Annotated in this window: 19 protein-coding genes; 3 read left to right on the forward strand and 16 right to left on the reverse strand. The window is 63.2% G+C overall.

The genetic code is table 11. The annotated features are described in order from the left end of the window. Positions 1–24 precede the first annotated feature (24 nt). The 9 genes from AC1M0F_RS04035 to AC1M0F_RS04075 form a co-directional block, all read right to left on the reverse strand. Positions 25–1,431, reverse strand: coding sequence for a glycoside hydrolase family 32 protein (locus tag AC1M0F_RS04035; protein ID WP_480236906.1), 1,407 nt, complete (start codon positions 1,429–1,431; stop codon positions 25–27). Positions 1,432–1,530: 99 nt separating this feature from the next. Then, positions 1,531–3,144 carry an ABC transporter substrate-binding protein gene (locus AC1M0F_RS04040; protein ID WP_480236907.1) on the reverse strand — a complete coding sequence of 538 codons (1,614 nt, stop codon included), beginning with the start codon at positions 3,142–3,144 and terminating at the stop codon, positions 1,531–1,533. Positions 3,145–3,190: 46 nt separating this feature from the next. Next, a complete protein-coding gene (locus tag AC1M0F_RS04045) occupies positions 3,191–4,171 on the reverse strand; it encodes a carbohydrate ABC transporter permease (RefSeq protein ID WP_480236908.1) in 981 nt (326 codons plus the stop codon). Positions 4,172–4,178: 7 nt separating this feature from the next. Then, a complete protein-coding gene (locus AC1M0F_RS04050) occupies positions 4,179–5,147 on the reverse strand; it encodes an ABC transporter permease (RefSeq protein WP_480236909.1) in 969 nt (322 codons plus the stop codon). Further along, positions 5,144–6,175 carry a LacI family DNA-binding transcriptional regulator gene (locus tag AC1M0F_RS04055; protein ID WP_480236910.1) on the reverse strand — a complete coding sequence of 344 codons (1,032 nt, stop codon included), beginning with the start codon at positions 6,173–6,175 and terminating at the stop codon, positions 5,144–5,146. The genes AC1M0F_RS04050 and AC1M0F_RS04055 overlap by 4 nt, the downstream gene beginning before the upstream one ends. 107 nt (positions 6,176–6,282) lie before the next feature. Further along, positions 6,283–7,074 carry an ABC transporter permease gene (locus AC1M0F_RS04060; protein WP_480236911.1) on the reverse strand — a complete coding sequence of 264 codons (792 nt, stop codon included), beginning with the start codon at positions 7,072–7,074 and terminating at the stop codon, positions 6,283–6,285. Further along, on the reverse strand, positions 7,071–7,991 hold the full coding sequence (locus tag AC1M0F_RS04065; RefSeq protein ID WP_480236912.1) for an ABC transporter ATP-binding protein: 921 nt from the start codon (positions 7,989–7,991) through the stop codon (positions 7,071–7,073). Before AC1M0F_RS04065 ends, AC1M0F_RS04060 begins: the two co-directional genes overlap by 4 nt. A gap of 28 nt (positions 7,992–8,019) precedes the next feature. Continuing rightward, positions 8,020–8,778, reverse strand: coding sequence for a CPBP family intramembrane glutamic endopeptidase (locus AC1M0F_RS04070; RefSeq protein WP_480236913.1), 759 nt, complete (start codon positions 8,776–8,778; stop codon positions 8,020–8,022). 198 nt (positions 8,779–8,976) lie between these two features. Continuing rightward, a complete protein-coding gene (locus AC1M0F_RS04075) occupies positions 8,977–9,519 on the reverse strand; it encodes an NUDIX hydrolase (RefSeq protein ID WP_480236914.1) in 543 nt (180 codons plus the stop codon). Between the two features lie 213 nt (positions 9,520–9,732). Between AC1M0F_RS04075 and AC1M0F_RS04080 the strand changes: the two genes are divergently transcribed. Next, positions 9,733–10,359, forward strand: a complete 627-nt coding sequence (locus AC1M0F_RS04080) for a Pr6Pr family membrane protein (RefSeq protein ID WP_480236915.1) — start codon at positions 9,733–9,735, stop codon at positions 10,357–10,359. Between the two features lie 68 nt (positions 10,360–10,427). Here AC1M0F_RS04080 and AC1M0F_RS04085 read toward each other — a convergent pair whose 3' ends face one another. The 4 genes from AC1M0F_RS04085 to AC1M0F_RS04100 form a co-directional block, all read right to left on the reverse strand. Beyond that, positions 10,428–11,114, reverse strand: a complete 687-nt coding sequence (locus tag AC1M0F_RS04085) for an arsenate reductase ArsC (RefSeq protein WP_480236916.1) — start codon at positions 11,112–11,114, stop codon at positions 10,428–10,430. 9 nt (positions 11,115–11,123) lie between these two features. After that, entirely contained in the window at positions 11,124–11,534 is a 411-nt protein-coding gene (locus AC1M0F_RS04090; protein WP_480236917.1) for an arsenate reductase ArsC, read from the reverse strand. A gap of 91 nt (positions 11,535–11,625) precedes the next feature. Then, positions 11,626–12,519: a metalloregulator ArsR/SmtB family transcription factor gene (locus AC1M0F_RS04095; protein WP_480236918.1), complete on the reverse strand. Its 894-nt coding sequence runs from the start codon at positions 12,517–12,519 to the stop codon at positions 11,626–11,628. A gap of 26 nt (positions 12,520–12,545) precedes the next feature. Continuing rightward, entirely contained in the window at positions 12,546–13,859 is a 1,314-nt protein-coding gene (locus AC1M0F_RS04100; protein WP_480236919.1) for an NAD(P)-binding domain-containing protein, read from the reverse strand. 92 nt (positions 13,860–13,951) lie between these two features. On the opposite strand from AC1M0F_RS04100, the gene AC1M0F_RS04105 reads away from it, so the two are divergent. Next, on the forward strand, positions 13,952–14,302 hold the full coding sequence (locus AC1M0F_RS04105) for a metalloregulator ArsR/SmtB family transcription factor (protein WP_480236920.1): 351 nt from the start codon (positions 13,952–13,954) through the stop codon (positions 14,300–14,302). Then, the gene (locus AC1M0F_RS04110; RefSeq protein ID WP_480236921.1) at positions 14,299–15,039 is read left to right on the forward strand and encodes an MIP/aquaporin family protein; all 741 of its coding nucleotides are present in this window, start codon (positions 14,299–14,301) and stop codon (positions 15,037–15,039) included. Before AC1M0F_RS04105 ends, AC1M0F_RS04110 begins: the two co-directional genes overlap by 4 nt. Before the next feature lie 34 nt (positions 15,040–15,073). Here the strand turns inward: AC1M0F_RS04110 and AC1M0F_RS04115 are convergent, their stop codons facing one another. The 3 genes from AC1M0F_RS04115 to AC1M0F_RS04125 form a co-directional block, all read right to left on the reverse strand. After that, a complete protein-coding gene (locus AC1M0F_RS04115) occupies positions 15,074–15,370 on the reverse strand; it encodes a Dabb family protein (protein ID WP_480236922.1) in 297 nt (98 codons plus the stop codon). A gap of 45 nt (positions 15,371–15,415) precedes the next feature. Next, complete coding sequence (locus tag AC1M0F_RS04120) at positions 15,416–16,432, reverse strand: Gfo/Idh/MocA family protein (protein ID WP_480236923.1); 1,017 nt, start codon at positions 16,430–16,432, stop codon at positions 15,416–15,418. A 144-nt stretch (positions 16,433–16,576) separates the two neighbouring features. Beyond that, complete coding sequence (locus AC1M0F_RS04125) at positions 16,577–16,855, reverse strand: hypothetical protein (protein WP_480236924.1); 279 nt, start codon at positions 16,853–16,855, stop codon at positions 16,577–16,579. Positions 16,856–16,904: the final 49 nt, after the last annotated feature.

The following is a 16,904-nucleotide window of genomic DNA, read 5'->3' on the forward strand; positions in this document are numbered from 1 at the left end:
CAGGTCCTCTCGTGGCAGTCTTTGTCAGTGGACGTCGATCGGCTCGATATGCAGCGTGGTCAGCGGAACCGAAGGATGAACCTGTTCGGTGAAGGTGATGAGGCCGCCGGCGGCATAGACCTCGACGATCGACGCGTCGACGATCACGCGCACGTCGATCTCGCCAGTGTGGCCAGCGGGCAGCGGCGCCCAGTCGACGGAAGGGAAATCCGGGTGGAAAGTGACGTTCCCGCTTTGGGTCCGGTCGAACGTGATGCTTCTGTCGTCTCCGTCGATCGTGATGACGACGCGATCCGCGCCGCCCTCACCCGTCAGAACCACAGCGTTCCTGTCGTTGGGACCACACGGAACGGACAGTTCGAAAATGTCGACTCCGACGGTGCCGGCGGGAAGCACGGGTTGCTGTCGAACCCGGAGCTGACCGCCACCGTCGCGAACGAGCACAACTTCGCGGACGAGTGACATGGCGGACCGCCAGGGGTGCGTGGGGGTGTGCCCTGCATACTGCCAGTTGCTGGCCCAGCCGATCATGAGGCGCCGTCCATCCGGTGCGTCGTTGAAAGAGACGGGTGCGTAGTAGTCGCGGCCGTAGTCCAGCCAGTCGTAGTCTGCGAGGTTCTTGGAATCCGTGAGTCTATCCGCAGTGAACGTCGCGCCATCGAAGTCCCCGATGAAGTATTGGGCGCCGGAGCCACCGGCGATGCCGCCCGGGTTCAGGCTCACGACGAGTACCCATCGGGTCTCGTCGGTCCCGTCGACGCGGAGCGGGAACAGGTCGGGGCACTCCCAGACGCCGTCGACGGCGTGGGCGGGTCCGAAGCGTGATTTCAGGTTCCAGTCACGGAGATTATCGGAGGTGTAGACGACGACCTCGCGCGCCACGGCTTCGACGGCGACCATGACCCAGTGTCCGTCGGTGCCGCCGTACCAGAAGACCTTCGGGTCCCGGAACTCATCCGAGCCGATGTCCAGGACCGGGTTCCCGGCATAACGGGTCCAGGTCGCTCCTCTGTCCACGCTGTACGCGAGGGACTGAGCCTGAGATCCGGGGTGACCGTCCCGCGGTGGTCTGGCACTGGTGAAGATCGCGACGAGCGCGGTCTCCCCCGAGGCAGCGAACCCGGCCGTGTTATTGACGTCGGCGACGGCGCTACCGGAGAACACCATTTCCTCTGCGGTGTACGGGATCGCGATGTCCTGCTCGGTCCACGTGATCAGATCTGTCGAGGTGGCGTGACCCCAGGACAAGTTGCCCCAGACGTTCGCGTGCGGGTTCGTCTGGAAGAAGAGGTGGTAGACGCCGTCGTGAAAGAGCAGCCCGTTGGGGTCGTTGAGCCACGAGGCGGCAGCGGTGAAGTGTGCTGCCGGGCGCGCCGGAGTGCTGGTGGGCTGGTCGGCGACGGTGGTCACTTCGGGGCGGGGCGCGGTCACAGAGAACTCCTGGTGGATCGGTTGGGGTGAGCATTCGGTGCAAAATTTGCAGAGATTTGAGCCGGTGCAGGAAGGGTCTCTTCCTGCACCGGCTACCGGCTACTTGCCGCCTTGCTGGAAGCGGTCGTATGCGCTCTGGTATGTGGCGATGACGTCATCGATGCCCATCGACTCGAGCTGGGAGACATAGCCGTCCCATTCGTCGTCGACTGTGCCGTTGACGATCCACGACGCGAACTTCTCCTTGACGAGGGTGTTGATGTCGGTGACGGCGAAGGACACCTGATCCAGTTCATCGTTCGACAGCATCACGGGCGGGTAGGCGTCGTTGGCCTTGTGTGGGGCGTAGTACTCGGCGACGAGGTCCTGTCGTTCCTTGGCGCGCGGCTCGGGTGCGACGACGGTTTCGAAGTCTTCCTTGGTGGTGATCTTCGGTCCGCCCGGGGCGACCTTCTGACGGCGTTCGCCCTCGGACTCCCCTGCTGCTGCGGGGATCTGTTGGAGGACTCCGTTCTCGTCTTCTTCGAGGGTGACGCCGATCGGTCCCCAGTTGACCTGCGCGGACATCACCGGGTCGAACAGCCGGTCTGCCCAGCGCATGGTGGCGGCGGGGTATTCGTTGGCGCGGGTGATTGCCATGGCGCCACGGCCGATCTCCTGGTTGTTCGCCACGCTGGCCAGCTGCTCGCCGTCGACGCCTTCGAGGATGCCGACCATCTCGTAGTCGCCGACTCTGTCGTCACCGACCATCTCTTTCAGTTCCCACCAGAAGAACGAACCGAGGACCGGGGTCGCTGCCTTGCCCTTCGACAGGTAGGCGACGTCGTCCTGGGAGAAGGATTCGGGGTCGATCAGCCCATCGGCGTGCCAGTCTGCCAGCGCGGCGACGCCCGCCTTGTAGCCGTCGGTGTTCGCGGTGAACTCGACCTTGTCGTCACGGACGATGCGGTGGTCGTTGTTCTCGGGCTGGCCGCCGAGTGCGGCGATGAGGTCGTTGGGGTTGGCGCAGAAGGAGTCGGTCCTGAAAGACAGCGGGATCTCATCCGTTTTGCCGTTCCCGTTCGGGTCCTGAGTCCTGAATGCTTCGAGAGCGTCGCGGTATTCCTCGATGGTCGAGGGCATCGGCAGGTTGAGAGCATCGAGCCACGACGTGTTGATGTACAGGAAGTTCGGGTACTGCAGGATGCCCAGCTCTTCGACAGAAGGGAGCGTGTAGATGTGGCCGTCGGATGCCGTGATGGCGGCACGGATGTCTGGACGATCGTTCAGGATGCCGGAGAGAATCGGCGCGTGTTCCTTGATGAGATCCTCGAGCGGTAGCAGGGTACCGTTGTCACCGTTCTGGACGATCTCCGCGTCGGTCAGTCCGGAGTTGTACAGCACGTCGGGAAGCTCGTCGCTGGCGAGCATGAGGTTCTTTTTCTCGGCGTACACCTGTTCAGGGACGTTCTTCCAACTGATCGCGATGTTCGTGTCCTTCTCCCACTGCTTGACGAGTTCCATCTCGGAGTACTCAGGAGCGAGCGGAGACTTCGTGCCGCCGAAGGTGAGGGTGAGGGTGTCGTCGACGATCGGAAGACCTTCGGTGTTGAACCCGAAGTCGGCCGACTTGTCTTCGATCTTCTTGGCATCCCCTCCGCCGGCGCAGCCGGCGAGCAGAACGGTGCCCGCAATCGCGATGGCAGTGGCGGTATAGAAACGGCGGTGTCTCATGTGTTTTGTCCTTTGATTTCGAGGTGTGGTGCAGGAATGTGGGAGGTCAGCTCTTGACGGCGCCGAGCAGGGCGCCCTTGGTGAAGTGCTTTTGCATGAAGGGAAGGATGATCAGCAGCGGGATCGTGGAGATGACGATCATTCCGTACTTGATCAGCTCACCCAGGCGTTGGGCTGCGGCGTAGGAATCGAGTGCACCCGTGCCTCCGGCCGAGGTCACTTCGGACTGAATGAGCACGTTGCGCAGAACCAGCTGGAGCGGGTACTTGCTCTCGTCGTCGAGGAAGATCAGTGCGTCGAAGAACGCGTTCCAGTTGGCGACGAGGTGGATCATGATCATCAGGAAGATCAGCGGCTTGGACAGGGGAAGCACGATGCTGAAGAAGAAGCGGAAGTCGCTTGCGCCGTCCATCTGCGCCGCGTCGCGGAGCTCCCCGGGAACGTTGTTCTCGAAGAAAGCCCTGGCGATGATGAGGTTCCAGACTCCGACAGCACCAGGAAGTACGACCGCCCAGATGGTGTCGAGCATGCCCAGGTCGCGGACCACGAGGTAGCGGGCGATGAGTCCGCCGTCGATGAACATCGTGATGATGAACAGCAGCATGAAGAACGTGCGGCCGTAGAGGTCTTTCCGTGACAGGGCGTATGCGGCGCAGAGGATCGTCGCCACGCTGATGATCGTTCCGAGCACGGTGTAGAGGACGGAGTTTCCGAACCCGCGGAGAATGGTGGAGTCGGAGAAGATCCTCGTGTAGCCCTCGATCGTGAAGCCCTGCGGCCACAACCAGACGTTGCCGTTGAGGATTTCGGTCGGTTCGCTGACCGAGGCGATGACGATGAAGTACATCGGGTAGATGATCGCGGCCATGGCCAGGATCAGGGCGCCGATCGCGATGGTGTTGAACAGCGGATCTGCGAAACGATCGCCGAAAGTGGCGCGTTTCCTGGGCCGAGGGGGCGTCAGACGGCCGTCTGAGGGAGACGACTCGTCGAGTCGTTCGGGCGCGGTGTGCAGTGTGTGGGTCATGGGGTCGTCACCAAAGGCTCGATTGGCCCGAACGGCGGGCGACCCAGTTGAAGGTCAGCAGCAGAACGAGGTTGATGAGGGAGTTGAACAGACCGATTGCGGCCGAGTAGCTGAACTGCGCTTGTTGCAGCCCCGCCTTGTACACGTAGGTCTGGATGACCTCGGAAGTCGGCAGGTTGAGGTCGGTTTGCATCAGCAGCACCTTCTCGAACCCGAGGTTGAACAGGTTGCCGATCGCAAGGATGAACAGGATCGTGATCACGGGCATGATTCCAGGGATGTCGATGTGCCGGATCCGCTGCCACTTGTTCGCTCCGTCGACGCGGGCCGCTTCATGAAGTGCCGGGTCGATGGCGGTGAGTGCGGCGAGGTAGACGATCATCGAGAAACCGGCGGTCTGCCAGATGTCAGATCCGATGTACAGCGGCCGGAACCAGTCAGGCGACCCCATGAAGAAGATCGGATCGCCGCCGAAGGTGACGATGGCGTTGTTGACGATGCCCGATCGCGGGGAGAAGAGCAGGTGAATCATCCCGACCACGACCACGACTGAGATGAATGACGGCGAGTAGAGCACCGTCTGGGTGAGCTTCTTGAACCGCTCGCTCTGCAACTGGTTCACGATGAGGGCGAGGATGATCGGCACCGGGAACGCGAGCAGGAGCCCCAGGGCGTTCACGGTGAGGGTATTCACCAGGAGCCGCTCGAACTGGAACGATTCGATGAAACGAATGAAGTGTTCCAACCCGACCCATGGGCTGCCCGCGAACCCGTCCGCCGGGTTGTAGTCGCGGAACGCGATTTGCGCACCGTACATCGGCCAGTACTTGAACAGGATGATGTAGATGACGGCCGGAGTTAGTAATACGTATAACTGCCACGAGTGGAGCGCTCGACGTACGTGCGAACGCACGCGCCCAGCCTTCGGGGCAGGCCTCTCTGGTGAGAGGATCCGCGACGGGGTTTCTGTGGTCATGCGGGCACCTTTGCACTCGCCACTGATCCACGACGGACCAGTGAACATTCAATGGGATTCTGGGTGGGCGTCTCAGCGGTGAGAAGCAACTCGACGGCCCGCCGGGCCATCTGTTCGTAGGGCAATGCGACCGTGGTCAGACCAGGATCGAGATATGGTGCGAGAGTGTCCTGGTTGTCGAAGCCGACAATGGAGCAGTCGTCAGGGGCCTGCAGGCCGAGGGACTCAAGGGCTCGATACGAACCCCAGGCGGTCCGGTCGTTGCCGGCGAAGATCGCGGTCGGCCGGTCCCCCTCATTCCACAGGTCTCGAGTGAGGTCGTATCCGTCTTCGACGATTCCGGAACCGTAGCGCAGCAGGCGGGGGTCCTGTTCGATCCCAGCTTCGCTGAGAGCGCGACGGTAGCCGGCGAGCCGGCCGATTCCGGCAGGCAGGTCGCTTTCGGGTGGCTGGATGTTGATCATCCCGATCCGCGTATGGCCGGCTTCGATGAGATGTTTCGTGGCGGTGTATCCGCCCAGCTCCTCATCAGGATAGACGCTGGACACGAGGCCGGCGCGATCTTGCGCGTTCACCACCACCGTGGGGATACCGGCCAGGGCGGCCGGTACGTCGACGACACGGTGGTACATCGACGCGTAGACGACTCCCTGCACGCGGTAGGACAGCATCATGTCGATTGCTGCCGCTTCGAGTTCGGGTTCGTTGAAGGTGTCGACGCTGAGGATGACGTTGCCGGCCTCCCATGCGCAAAGCTGGCTTCCCTTGAGCAGCTTGCCGGCGAAGGGTGCGCTGGCGACTTCGTCAGAAATGAATCCGATCATTCCAGACTTGCCGCTCCGCAGGGACTTCGCGAACGCGTTGGTCCGGAAACCGAGTTCCTCGACCGCGTCCAGGACCCGAGCCTTCGTCGCCTCGGCCACGCGGCTTCCGCCGACATTGTTGAGAACGAGCGATACGGTGGCCTGTGAAACGCCGGCACGCTCGGCGACCTCCCACATTGTCGGAGTGCTGCTCTTGCGTGCCATTTCTCTCACCTCTTCGTAAGTTGGTTATTCGTATAACTTGATCAGAGTAACCTGTCCCGCCGCGTGCGTCAACAAGAAGATCGTGGAGCGGGCTGAGGTACAACGCGTCAGACGTCGCGGCGTCGCGTCACGAGAAGGGCGATGACGATCCAGGCGAACGTCCATACGACGACCGCTGCGGCGGCGGCCTCGTATGGGAGGCGGTCGAGCGGGGCGGCCAGGGCCATCAGGGAGTCGGACGCGGGGCCGGGGAACGAATCAGCGAAGGATTCGACGGGTGGGAGCGCGATGAGGTTGAGTGCGCCCGGCACCACATAGAGGAATCCGAAGGTGCCGGCGACCGCCCCGAGACTGGATCGCAGAACGAGTGCGATGCAGAGCCCGATGACCGCAGCGGACGTTTCGAACAGGGCGGTCCCGAGGAGAGCGCGGACGACGCCAGGGTCACCCAACCCGACCGGCGTCGTCGTGGGAACGATGGCCGACGCGATGAGGAATCCAAGAAAGAGGACGAGAAGGCTCACGACGGCCGCAATGATTCCGACGACGATCGTCTTCGCTACGACAACGGGCCACCTGCGCGGAACGGCCGCCATGGTCGTGGTGATCGTCCGCGTGTCGTACTCGTTCGTCCCGACGAGAGCTCCGAGGAGGATGAACAGGACGAGCGCCTCGAAGATCGAGGATGTCACGGAACCCAGCACTGCATCCACCTGGTCGACCGGGTCGGACGACGCCGGTGTCGCGTTCAGCGCCCATACGGTGATGACGAGCAACGGCACGGCGACGGCGAGTGCGAGCACCCACCAGGTCGAGCGCTGCCCACGCAGCTTGATCCATTCGCCTCGCACGACACGGGGAAGCGTCACCCGGATGCCGGCGTTCGTTGCGGCGCTCACGCGGTCTCCCCCGGCGTGCTCGGGGCAAACTCGACATCGTCTTTCGTGAGTTGCAGAAACGCGTCCTCGAGCGAACCATGGTGCGCGACCAGCTCATGCAACACAGTCGTCGTCGAAGCGGCAAGCTCTCCCACCCGTTCCACTGGGATCCCCGAAATGGCGATCTCGTCGCCCGACTTCTCCGTCACGTCGCCGCCTTCTGAGCGGATGGCGGCAATGAGCGCGTGTGGTTTCGGCGCTCGCACGAGCACGGTCGATCGTGTGAACCGTTCGATGACGTCGTCGATCGGGGAATCGGCAATGAGCCGGCCGCGCCCCATCACGACGAGGTGATCGGCGGTCTGCGCCATTTCAGCCATCAGGTGGCTCGACACAAGCACGGTCGTACCTTGCTCGGCGAGCGAGCGGATCAGTTGCCGGACCCACAGGACGCCTTCAGGGTCGAGCCCGTTGACCGGTTCGTCAAGCATCAGTGCTCTCGGTTCGCCGAGAAGTGCCGTCGCAATTCCGAGCCGCTGGCCCATCCCGAGCGAGAACGAGCCGACGCGCTTATCAGCGACGGACGTCAGTCCCACCAGGGCAAGCACCTCGTCGATTCTGGAGCCGGGGATGCCGTTGGTCGCGGCAAGCGCCTGAAGATGGTTGCGAGCCGTGCGACCACGATGAACGGCATGGGCGTCGAGCATCGCTCCGAGTGTGCGCATCGGAGCGATCGATTCGCGAAACGGCTTACCGTCGACGGTGATCGAGCCGGAAGAGGGTCGATCGAGCCCGAGGACCATTCGCATTGTGGTCGACTTACCGGCGCCGTTCGGGCCGAGGAGACCCGTGACGATTCCGGGCTTCAACGCGAACGAAAGATTGTCGACGGCGAGTGTTCCGTCGTACTGCTTCGAAACGTTCTGCAACTCGATCATCTGGCTCCCCCCGTGATGCACGGTGGCATCAGTTCAGCTTTTCGTTCGCGTTGCGGATGACAAACACCACCGCCACAAGCGCAAGGACACCAGCCGCGAGGTTGACGGTTCCTCCAAGCACTGCGAGGGGGCCTGGCTCTCCGTGAGTCACCGCGAAGGTGGAGAAGTCCCACATTCCGTGCAGCACCATTGCCCAAATCAGCGACCCGGAAGCACGGCGCAGCACATAGAAGACCGTACCGGCCAGAAAGGCGAAAACCACCTGCTGCAACGTCGTCCCGATGTCTTGCCCCGAAAACGCATTCACCAGATGCATCAGTCCGAAGAGCGCTGATGTGATGAACCAGACCCACCCCTCGCGGAGTCGGCTGCGAAGCGCGGTGAGCAGGAGGCCACGGGTCGCGAGCTCTTCCGTGAAACCAACCAGGATCAGCACGACACTTGCCGCGAAGAATCCCAGGTCGTAGGAGCTCCAATCGGTCGACACCAGATTGAGCAGAAGCGCAACAGTCATCAAGATCGGTGCAATGAGCGTCCAGCGCGGCCCATGTTTTCGTTCGAAGATCGCCGGTCGCCACCAACCGAGGAGGCTCGTCGTCAGAGCGAGCAAAACAGCACCGATGATGAGCGACAACCCGGCGCCCCAAAACAACGTCGCGCCGCTATCACCGAGATCGTCGTAGGAGACACCGGTCAAACGCTGGACAGTGAAAACCACAGCGACATATCCCAGATAGATCGCCAACCCGATCCATACGCGCGGACGAACCCTCACATCACCATTCATACGATCGATATTGGCAGAAAGGTTCTGCTGTCACGCGAGCATTTACTTAAGATTAACCGTCGCGCGGTGCGCCCGCCAGCGGCCACCGGGAAGTAACGGCGTCGCACGAAACGGGGTGCCACCGACGAAACAGGCGCCTTCCCAACGTCGGTCGGCCGATCCAAGGCCGCTCGGGCGTGACCGGCTCAGGTGCCCGGGCTAACCGCCAAGACGTCCCTCGGCACGCAGCCTCTCCGTCAGAACATCCAGCACGGCCAGCTGCCCGCGCACCAGCTTCACCCGGGCCTCTGCCAGCCCCACCCAACGCGCATCGTCAATTTCGGGGAATTCCCGCCTCACCCCGGATCCCTTGGGCCACTCGAGCTCAATAGTGTTGCTCACCAGACGATCAACGGCGAAGTCCGTCTCCGCGGCGAACACCGTCACCACCTTCCCCGACGGTTGCCGAAACTCCCCCAGGCACGCATATTGCGTGTCGGGCGCCGGCACGCCGATCTCCTCCTCGAACTCCCGCCGCGCCGCCACGAACGGGTCTTCCCCGGGCTCGTACTCCCCCTTCGGAATCGACCAGGCCGCATCCTGCCTTCTCGCCCAGAACGGACCGCCCATATGTGCGATCCACACCTGGGGCTCCCTCGCATCGGTCAGTCGATACAGCAGGATACCTGCGCTCTGCACCACCATCAGCTCTCCGCCCAATTCAGGTTTCTCGGCCTGCAAGCCCTCGGCCAGGAGTGCCACGTTGAGATCGACCGAAGGGACTTGTCATCGACATGCTCCATGAAACCACGCTGCCACGCGGAGCGAACCAGGTCCACGAGGGTACCCCTGAGCCGTGCTCGTGCGCTGCGTGTTTCTCGCGGAGACGCAACCACCCCGTCAGGAATGGACCGTGCGCTGTAGCGGCCATTACGCTTACGTGCATCTGGCCACACCGCAAGTGGAAGGGGCTTCGTGCGATTCGTGCTCCTGGCCGTCAGGCTTGCAATCCTTGCCCTGACGGTGTGGGCGCTGCTGTCTCGAACCAGTTGCTTCTACATCTACGGGTCCTGCGCCGCCATCAACGTCCTCAGCTACTTCACCATTCAGAGTCACGTGATCATGGTCATCGCCCTGGCTCTCGCTATCGCAGTTGGCATCCGAGGCAATTCGGAACCTCAATCGCTCACCATCCTTCGCCTCCTGGCGACCACGTACGTTGTCGTTTCCGGAGGCGTGTTCGCGCTGCTGATCCTCGACGAGTCGCTCTCCCCGTTCCTGTTTCAAGCACCGCTCTCGTCACGACTACTGCACTTCGTCCTCCCCGTGTACGCCGTCGGGGATTTCATTTTTGCGACTCAGAGGCGCCTGCCCTGGCGAACCGCCTGGTTGGCCCTGGCATTTCCGGTCGCATGGGCTGCATACACACTCGTGCGGGGACAGGCAGCGAATTGGTATCCGTACTTCTTCCTGGACCCCGATGCGGCGGGTGGCTACGGAATGATCAGCTTCTATGCCCTCGGCCTCGCCTCTGTGATCGTCTCGCTGGCCTGCGCACTCGTCGCAACCACAAGAGTCCGACGGGTTACTCGGCCGTCATAGCGAGCGCCAGGAACAGGACCTTCAGTGCCCGCTGCCGGGATTGCGGCTCTCCCCGCGTTCGACGACGATCACGCCTTCGACGCGGTTGAAACGGGTTGTGTCTTTTCGACGCCGAGCTCTATAAGCATGGCTTCCACGTGGCCCCGGATGTCGTCGCGCACGCGACGGACGTCCTCGAGCGGGAGGCCGGCCGGGTCGGTGAGGGCCCAGTCCTGGTAGCGCTTGCCGGGATAGAGAGGGCAGGCGTCTCCGCAACCCATGGTGATGACGACGTCAGCTGCCTGGACGACGTCGTCGGTGAGGGGCTTCGGGAAGGCCGTATCGAGATCCAGCCCGATCTCGGCCATCGCGGCAACGACCAATGGGTTGATCTGATGAGCTGGCGCGGAGCCGGCCGAACGCACGTGCACCGCACCGTTCGACAGTGCCGCGGTGAGAATGGCAGCCATTTGGGACCGCCCTGCATTCTCCTCGCAGACGAACAGAACCTCAGGCACCGGGCGATCGATTGCGCCCTTCGCCTGTGCCAGCGCGGTGAGACGATCGGTGGCGAATCGGATCGTGTTGTTCGTCAGATGAGCCTTGACCGTCGAGGTTCTCAACAGCGCCGTGTACGACTCCAGGACGTAGCGCTCAACAGTTTCGAGAGCGAAGACGCCGACGAACTTCGCGGCGAGATCGTCTGCGAGGCGCTTCAGGTGGTCCTCCGGGAAAGTGAGGCCAGGAAGGGCACGACGCGAGTAGATGTCAGACATGGCGGGCGCCTAGACGGACGCGGGAAGGATCTCGGCGAGGAGGCCCTGGATGCGGGCCTTGATGTCGTCGCGAATCGGGCGCACAGCGTCGATGCCCTGGCCGGCCGGGTCGTCGAGCTTCCAGTCCTCGTAGCGCTTGCCGGGGAAGATCGGGCAGGCGTCGCCGCAGCCCATGGTGATCACGACATCCGAATCGCGCACTGCCTCGGTGGTGAGAATCTTCGGCACGTTGTTCGCGATGTCGATGCCCTCTTCGGCCATGGCCTGGATCGCGACCGGGTTGATCTGATCCTTGGGCTCGGACCCGGCGGAGAGCACCTCGACGCGGCCTCCGGAGAGTGCGGCCATATAGCCAGCGGCCATTTGGGAACGGCCGGCGTTGTGGACGCAGACGAAGAGAACGGAGGGCTTGTCAGTCATGGGGAGACTCGCTTTCGGTCGGTACATAAAGCATAGACCCGTATCTATGGGTTGTACCAGTGGAGGTGGCTGAGTTCACAGACCGTTCATCTCAGAGGGTCGCCAGGAGCTCCCGGACGCGTGTCTCGATTTCGTCGCGGATATGGCGGACCTGGTTGAGCGGGAGCCCCGCGGGATCGTCGAGTTCCCAGTCCAGGTAGCGCTTGCCCGGGTAGACCGGGCAGGCATCACCGCAGCCCATGGTGATCACGACATCCGCCGCCCGGACGACTTCGTCTGTGAGCGGTTTGGGGTACTCGCCGTCGAGGGAAACGCCGATCTCGTCGAGCGCCGTTGCGACGACGGAGCGCACCGCTGCCGCGGGTTCCGATCCGGCGGTGCGAACCAGAACCTTGTCGCCGGCGAGGTGGCGGAGGATCGCGGAGGCGATTTGCGAGCGTCCTGCGTTCTGCACGCACACGAACAGGACTTCGGGGATCTCGGTGGCGAGCCTGGACTCCTCCTTGGCGAGGGCGGATAGTCGGTCGGCGGCGAATCTCGACGTGAGGGATGTGAGGTAGCGGCTGATGTGCGCCCGCTCTGCGAGCAACGCGTGGCTCTCGTGGACGTAACGCTCCACCGTCTCGGCGCCGAACGTGCCGGCGAATCGTTGCGCCAGATCCAGGCTGATACGACCGAGTACATCCGCATCCACAGGCGACTCCATGGGTTTCCGAAGCACCTCGGAGACCTCGTCGACACGGTCAGGAGCGACTGAATACCACACCTGCCGACCCACCGGTTCGCGCTGGAGAATGCCGTCCTCGGTGAGTGCTTTCGCGTGGTGCGAGAGCGTCGGTTGGGACAGGTCCAGTCGCTCGGCCAACCTCGTCACCGTCGCCCGCCCGTGTTCGCTGTCCAGGATCAGGGTGATGATCCTGGCGCGCGTCGGATCTGCAAGAAGGCGAAGGGTCGCAGCCGGAACTGACGTTTGAGCTTCACTCATAGACCGGAGTCTATGCGATCAGGCGGTCATGAGCAGCAGGATGATCCGGATGCTTCATCGGTTGAGCACACCCCGGTCGCAGGCAGGACGAGTTCCACCTTGCTCGCAGCCGTCATATCGTCGTCCAGCCACGCCGAAATCGAGCGCACCTGCTCGTAGCCGGTCGCGAGCAGGAACGTCGGAGCGCGGCCGTAGCTCTTCATCCCGGCGATGAAGAAGTTGGGTTCCGGCTGCTGCAACTCGGCGAAACCGTGAGGGGCGACGGTCCCGCAGCTGTGCAGATTCGGGTCGATCAGCGGCGCGAGTCGACGGGGCGCCTCGACGATCTCATCCAGCTCAAGCCGAATCTCGCGCAGCATGTCAAGATTCGGTCGGAACCCTGTCGCGTTCACGACGACGTCGGCGTGGATGCTCTCGACACCGCCGGCGCGGCTGCCAATGACGTCAACGCCTCCGTCCGAGCCGGCGAGGCGCACGATCTCGAACCCGTCGATGCGGTCGATCGCCCCGGAGGCGATCAGCCGTTCGACGCGCTGACCCAGCGATGCCCGGGCGGGGAGTTCGTCGTCGTCCGAGCTGGATACCCGCACGGCCGTGCTGTTCCGGATGACCCACGTGACCGTTGTCCCAGATTCCTCCCGTGCGAGTTTGGCGAGATTGATGAGGGTGTTGGCGGCGGAGTGGCCGGCACCGACGACCACGGTGTGTTTGCCGGCGAACCGTTCCCGTTCGGTGCCCAGGACGTCAGGCAGGGCGTGACTGATCCTGTCGGCGACACCCGCGTAGCCCAGGGGAACCAGTCCATTCGAGCTGAGGCTGTTGGGGTTCCCGTAGGTTCCGGAGGCGTCGATCACGGCCCTCGCCGTCACCTCCGACACGTCCGCCCCACTGTGAATACGAAGGACGAAGGGGGTGCTCGCTCGCCCGGTCGACCGGGTGCGATCCATGCCCTCCCGCGAAACCGACTCCACCGTGACTCCGAGTCGGGTGCGGGATGCGATCGGCTCGAGCGCGGCGAGCGGCGTCAGATAGTCGTCGATGATGGCGGCGGCGTACGGCGCAACGCCGGCTTGCGGTTCCTTCCACCCCGTGGGTTCCAACAATCGCCTGGCGGCCGGGTCGACGAGGTGCTCCCACGGAGAGAACAGCCGGATGTGGCGCCAGGCGTTCATGCTGGACGCGATTGAGTCGCCGCTTTCGTAGATGACGAAGTCGATGCCGCGCTCGACCAGGTTGGCCGCGGCCGCGAGCCCGATCGGCCCGGCGCCGATGATCGCGACAGGCAGGCTGTCCAGCCGGGACGAACGGCGAACCGTGGGCGTGAGGTCGAGCAAAGTCATGACTACTCCGGCTTTCTGTATATCGACGGATCTCGATGAACTGAGTATGACAACCTATATCGACAGTTGTCAATATCCCGTATGCTGTGGTCGTGTCCACAATCACCCTGCTTCCTGTCACCGACGTCGCGGCCTGCTGCGCCCCATTGACGCGCGAGACGCTCAGCCCCGAGAACGCCGACGGCCTGGCGCGAAGCCTCAAGGCATTGGCGGACCCGACTCGACTGCGTCTGATCTCGATCGTCGCGGCATCCGAAGGTGAAGAGGCCTGTGCCTGCGACCTGACCGAGCCTGTGGGCCTGAGCCAGCCCACCGTGTCACACCACCTCAAGGTCCTCGTCGACGCGGGTTTCCTCACCCGCACGCAGAGAGGGACGTGGGCATATTTCAAGCTCGTACCGGGTGCACTCGACGCCGTTTCCCGCCTGCTGATCAGCGCGTGAAGCGTTCCGCGCCCGCCTGGGCACGCTCCTCTCTTGCCGAGTTCCTGGGCAGCGCCCTTCTCACCGCGCTCGTCATCGGTTCAGGTATCGCCGCAAGCAATCTGTCGCCGGGAGACACCGGCCTTCAACTCCTCGAAAATGCCTTCGCAACCGCCTTGGGCCTGTTCGCGCTGATCCTCATCTTCGGGCCGGCCAGCGGTGCTCACTTCAATCCCGTTGTCTCGCTCGCTGACGCCGCCCTTGGCTACCGCCCCTGGCGCGACGTCGTCTATTACATACCGCTTCAGATCCTCGGATGCATCGCCGGTGCGGTCCTGGCCAACGGCATGTTCGGCGAGCCGACGTCATTCAGCGCAACCGAACGGATGACGGGGCCGCATTTCCTCGCCGAGATCGTTGCCACCGCAGGCCTTATCCTTGTCATCTTCAGCCTCGCCCGCACCGGCCGTTCGACACTGGCGCCAGCGGCCGTCGGCGCTTACATCGGCGCGGCATACTTCTTCACGAGCTCTTCCAGCTTCGCCAACCCCGCGATCACAATCGGCCGGACCTTCAGCGACACCTTCGCCGGTATCGCGCCGACCTCAGTCCCCGGCTACGTGGTCGCCCAGATTGTCGGACTGGTGATCGGACTTCTCGTGATCACGGTGCTCTACCCGCGCGCGGACTCCCCCGATACCCCGGTCGGCGATGGGCGCACCGTTCTGGTCAGCGCGGACACCAGCCCGTCGGCCTGACGCAAACCGATGGCGGGATGACCTCGCCGGTGCCTCAGAGGTAGGGCGCGAAGTCGAGTTCCTCGAACTCGGCCACTTCGTTCGCCCAGCGCGTGGTCACGAAGTGCTGGTGATCAGGATGCTCGTTGTAGGCGGCGTACGCTCGCTCGTCAGTGAACGTCATCGCGAATTGGAACCGGTAGTCGCTCTTCGGACTCACCTGTCGAGACACGGTGAAGTCTTGTACCCCGGGGATGGCACGCAGCGCGTGAGAACCCGACGAGAGGAACTCGGTCTCCTGCTCAGACCCGGCAGGGTGAACGAGAGTGAACGCTACGGTGTGACGGATCATGCGATCAGACTATCGATCCCCGACACCGTGTGACGCCGGCACCAGTCAGCCCAGTCGCACACCCGCGGCCCTGTAGATCATGTCGACACTGTCCATGGTCGAGACAGAATCATGCCCCTCGGTCGGCAGCAGCTCGCCGGTCGCGATGCCGGACAGAAGCGCCTCGAGCTGGTGATCGTAGGTACTCCGACCGGCGACGGTTTCGGTCCGCTCGATGCCGTCGATTGTGTACGAAATGCTGTGCCCCTTCGACGGGAACACCACTCCGCTGACGCGAAGCTCACCCCGCTCGCCGACCACCCGAAGCCAGTTCTCGAAGTCTGCGGACATGCTTGCCCGGACAATGCCGGTCACACCGGAAGGAAAGGTGAGCTCGGCCTTGATCGATTCATCGGCGCCCGCCGGGTTGAGTGTTGCGACAGCCGTGGCGCCAACGGGCTCTTCGTCCAACAGGTTCCGGATGCCATGGAGTGGGTACACACCCAGATCCATCAGCGCGCCGCCCCCCAGCGCGGGCTCATGACGCAGAGCCCCTGGCGTGAACGGGTTACGCGCGAGGAATACCCCTTCGACGCTGATCAGACGCCCCAGCGTGCTCGCGAGAACTTTCGTCCGGGCCGCGAGCGGGTGGTAGTGATCGTGAAACGCCTCTACAAGACGCCGACCGGTTGCTGCTGCTGCGTCTGCCATCATTCGGGCTTCCGCTCCGTTCACCGCGAACGGTTTCTCGCACAGCACATCCTTCCCCGCCTGAAGCGCCGCAATCGACCACTCGGCGTGAGCGGATGGCGGAAGTGCCACGTACACAAGGTCGATGGCGGGGTCTGCCAGAAGCTCCTCGTACGAACCATAGGCCGTTGCGATGTCATGCTGGCGTGCGAAGTCACGTGCGCGATCGATCCCCCGAGAGGCGATCGCGGTTACCGTCACATCGGTGCGCCGGCGAGCGGGATCGATGATCGCTGCTGGGGCGATGGCAGCTGCACCGAGAATGCCGACTTTCAACATGATGACTCCTTCAGAATGAGAGATGGGTAACCGCGCCGACTTGTCACGCCCCATCGATCGCGCCCAGATTTACGCCAGGTCGCATCACAACATCGTGCACTAGCGAAGACGATCAAGTATCGCGCAATCGCCGAGCGACCGGACAATCTGACTCGGCTACCCCGACGCGTCTTGCGTCAGACGGCAGCCCGAGCTGGCTCATGCTTCAAAGGTTCCCGCGGCATCACGCAGAAACTGCATGACCTTTTCCTCTGGCACCTCACACGGTCTGAGAATTGAGCCTTCAGACGTCACCCACACGTTTGCTCCGAGATGCTCGTTGCCGCCGAGGCGCTCAGCATCGAACGAGATCGTCTTGCCGCCCGCACGCGTGGTCCGCGTGATTCCCCAACCTCGACCAGCGATCTGCACACGGGTCCATCCCTCGGGTATCGCCCGGATCAGCGCTGCGAGCTCGTGATCCGGTTCTACATCCATGTGTCCATCCTCACCCGCGAGAGAGACGATCCCTCATTCTGGTTGTGCT

The sequence above is a fragment of the Mycetocola sp. Y719 genome (genome assembly GCF_056713205.1).

Coding starts and splice junctions, on each gene's coding strand:
- AC1M0F_RS04090 (WP_480236917.1), bottom strand. CDS start 11,534: ATGACTGACAAGCCCTCCGTTCTCTTCGTCTGCGTCCACAACGCCGGC.
- AC1M0F_RS04120 (WP_480236923.1), bottom strand. CDS start 16,432: ATGGGGCGTGACAAGTCGGCGCGGTTACCCATCTCTCATTCTGAAGGA.
- AC1M0F_RS04040 (WP_480236907.1), bottom strand. CDS start 3,144: ATGAGACACCGCCGTTTCTATACCGCCACTGCCATCGCGATTGCGGGC.
- AC1M0F_RS04085 (WP_480236916.1), bottom strand. CDS start 11,114: ATGTCTGACATCTACTCGCGTCGTGCCCTTCCTGGCCTCACTTTCCCG.
- AC1M0F_RS04095 (WP_480236918.1), bottom strand. CDS start 12,519: ATGAGTGAAGCTCAAACGTCAGTTCCGGCTGCGACCCTTCGCCTTCTT.
- AC1M0F_RS04070 (WP_480236913.1), bottom strand. CDS start 8,778: ATGAATGGTGATGTGAGGGTTCGTCCGCGCGTATGGATCGGGTTGGCG.
- AC1M0F_RS04045 (WP_480236908.1), bottom strand. CDS start 4,171: ATGACCCACACACTGCACACCGCGCCCGAACGACTCGACGAGTCGTCT.
- AC1M0F_RS04100 (WP_480236919.1), bottom strand. CDS start 13,859: ATGACTTTGCTCGACCTCACGCCCACGGTTCGCCGTTCGTCCCGGCTG.
- AC1M0F_RS04125 (WP_480236924.1), bottom strand. CDS start 16,855: ATGGATGTAGAACCGGATCACGAGCTCGCAGCGCTGATCCGGGCGATA.
- AC1M0F_RS04065 (WP_480236912.1), bottom strand. CDS start 7,991: ATGATCGAGTTGCAGAACGTTTCGAAGCAGTACGACGGAACACTCGCC.
- AC1M0F_RS04115 (WP_480236922.1), bottom strand. CDS start 15,370: ATGATCCGTCACACCGTAGCGTTCACTCTCGTTCACCCTGCCGGGTCT.
- AC1M0F_RS04055 (WP_480236910.1), bottom strand. CDS start 6,175: ATGGCACGCAAGAGCAGCACTCCGACAATGTGGGAGGTCGCCGAGCGT.
- AC1M0F_RS04050 (WP_480236909.1), bottom strand. CDS start 5,147: ATGACCACAGAAACCCCGTCGCGGATCCTCTCACCAGAGAGGCCTGCC.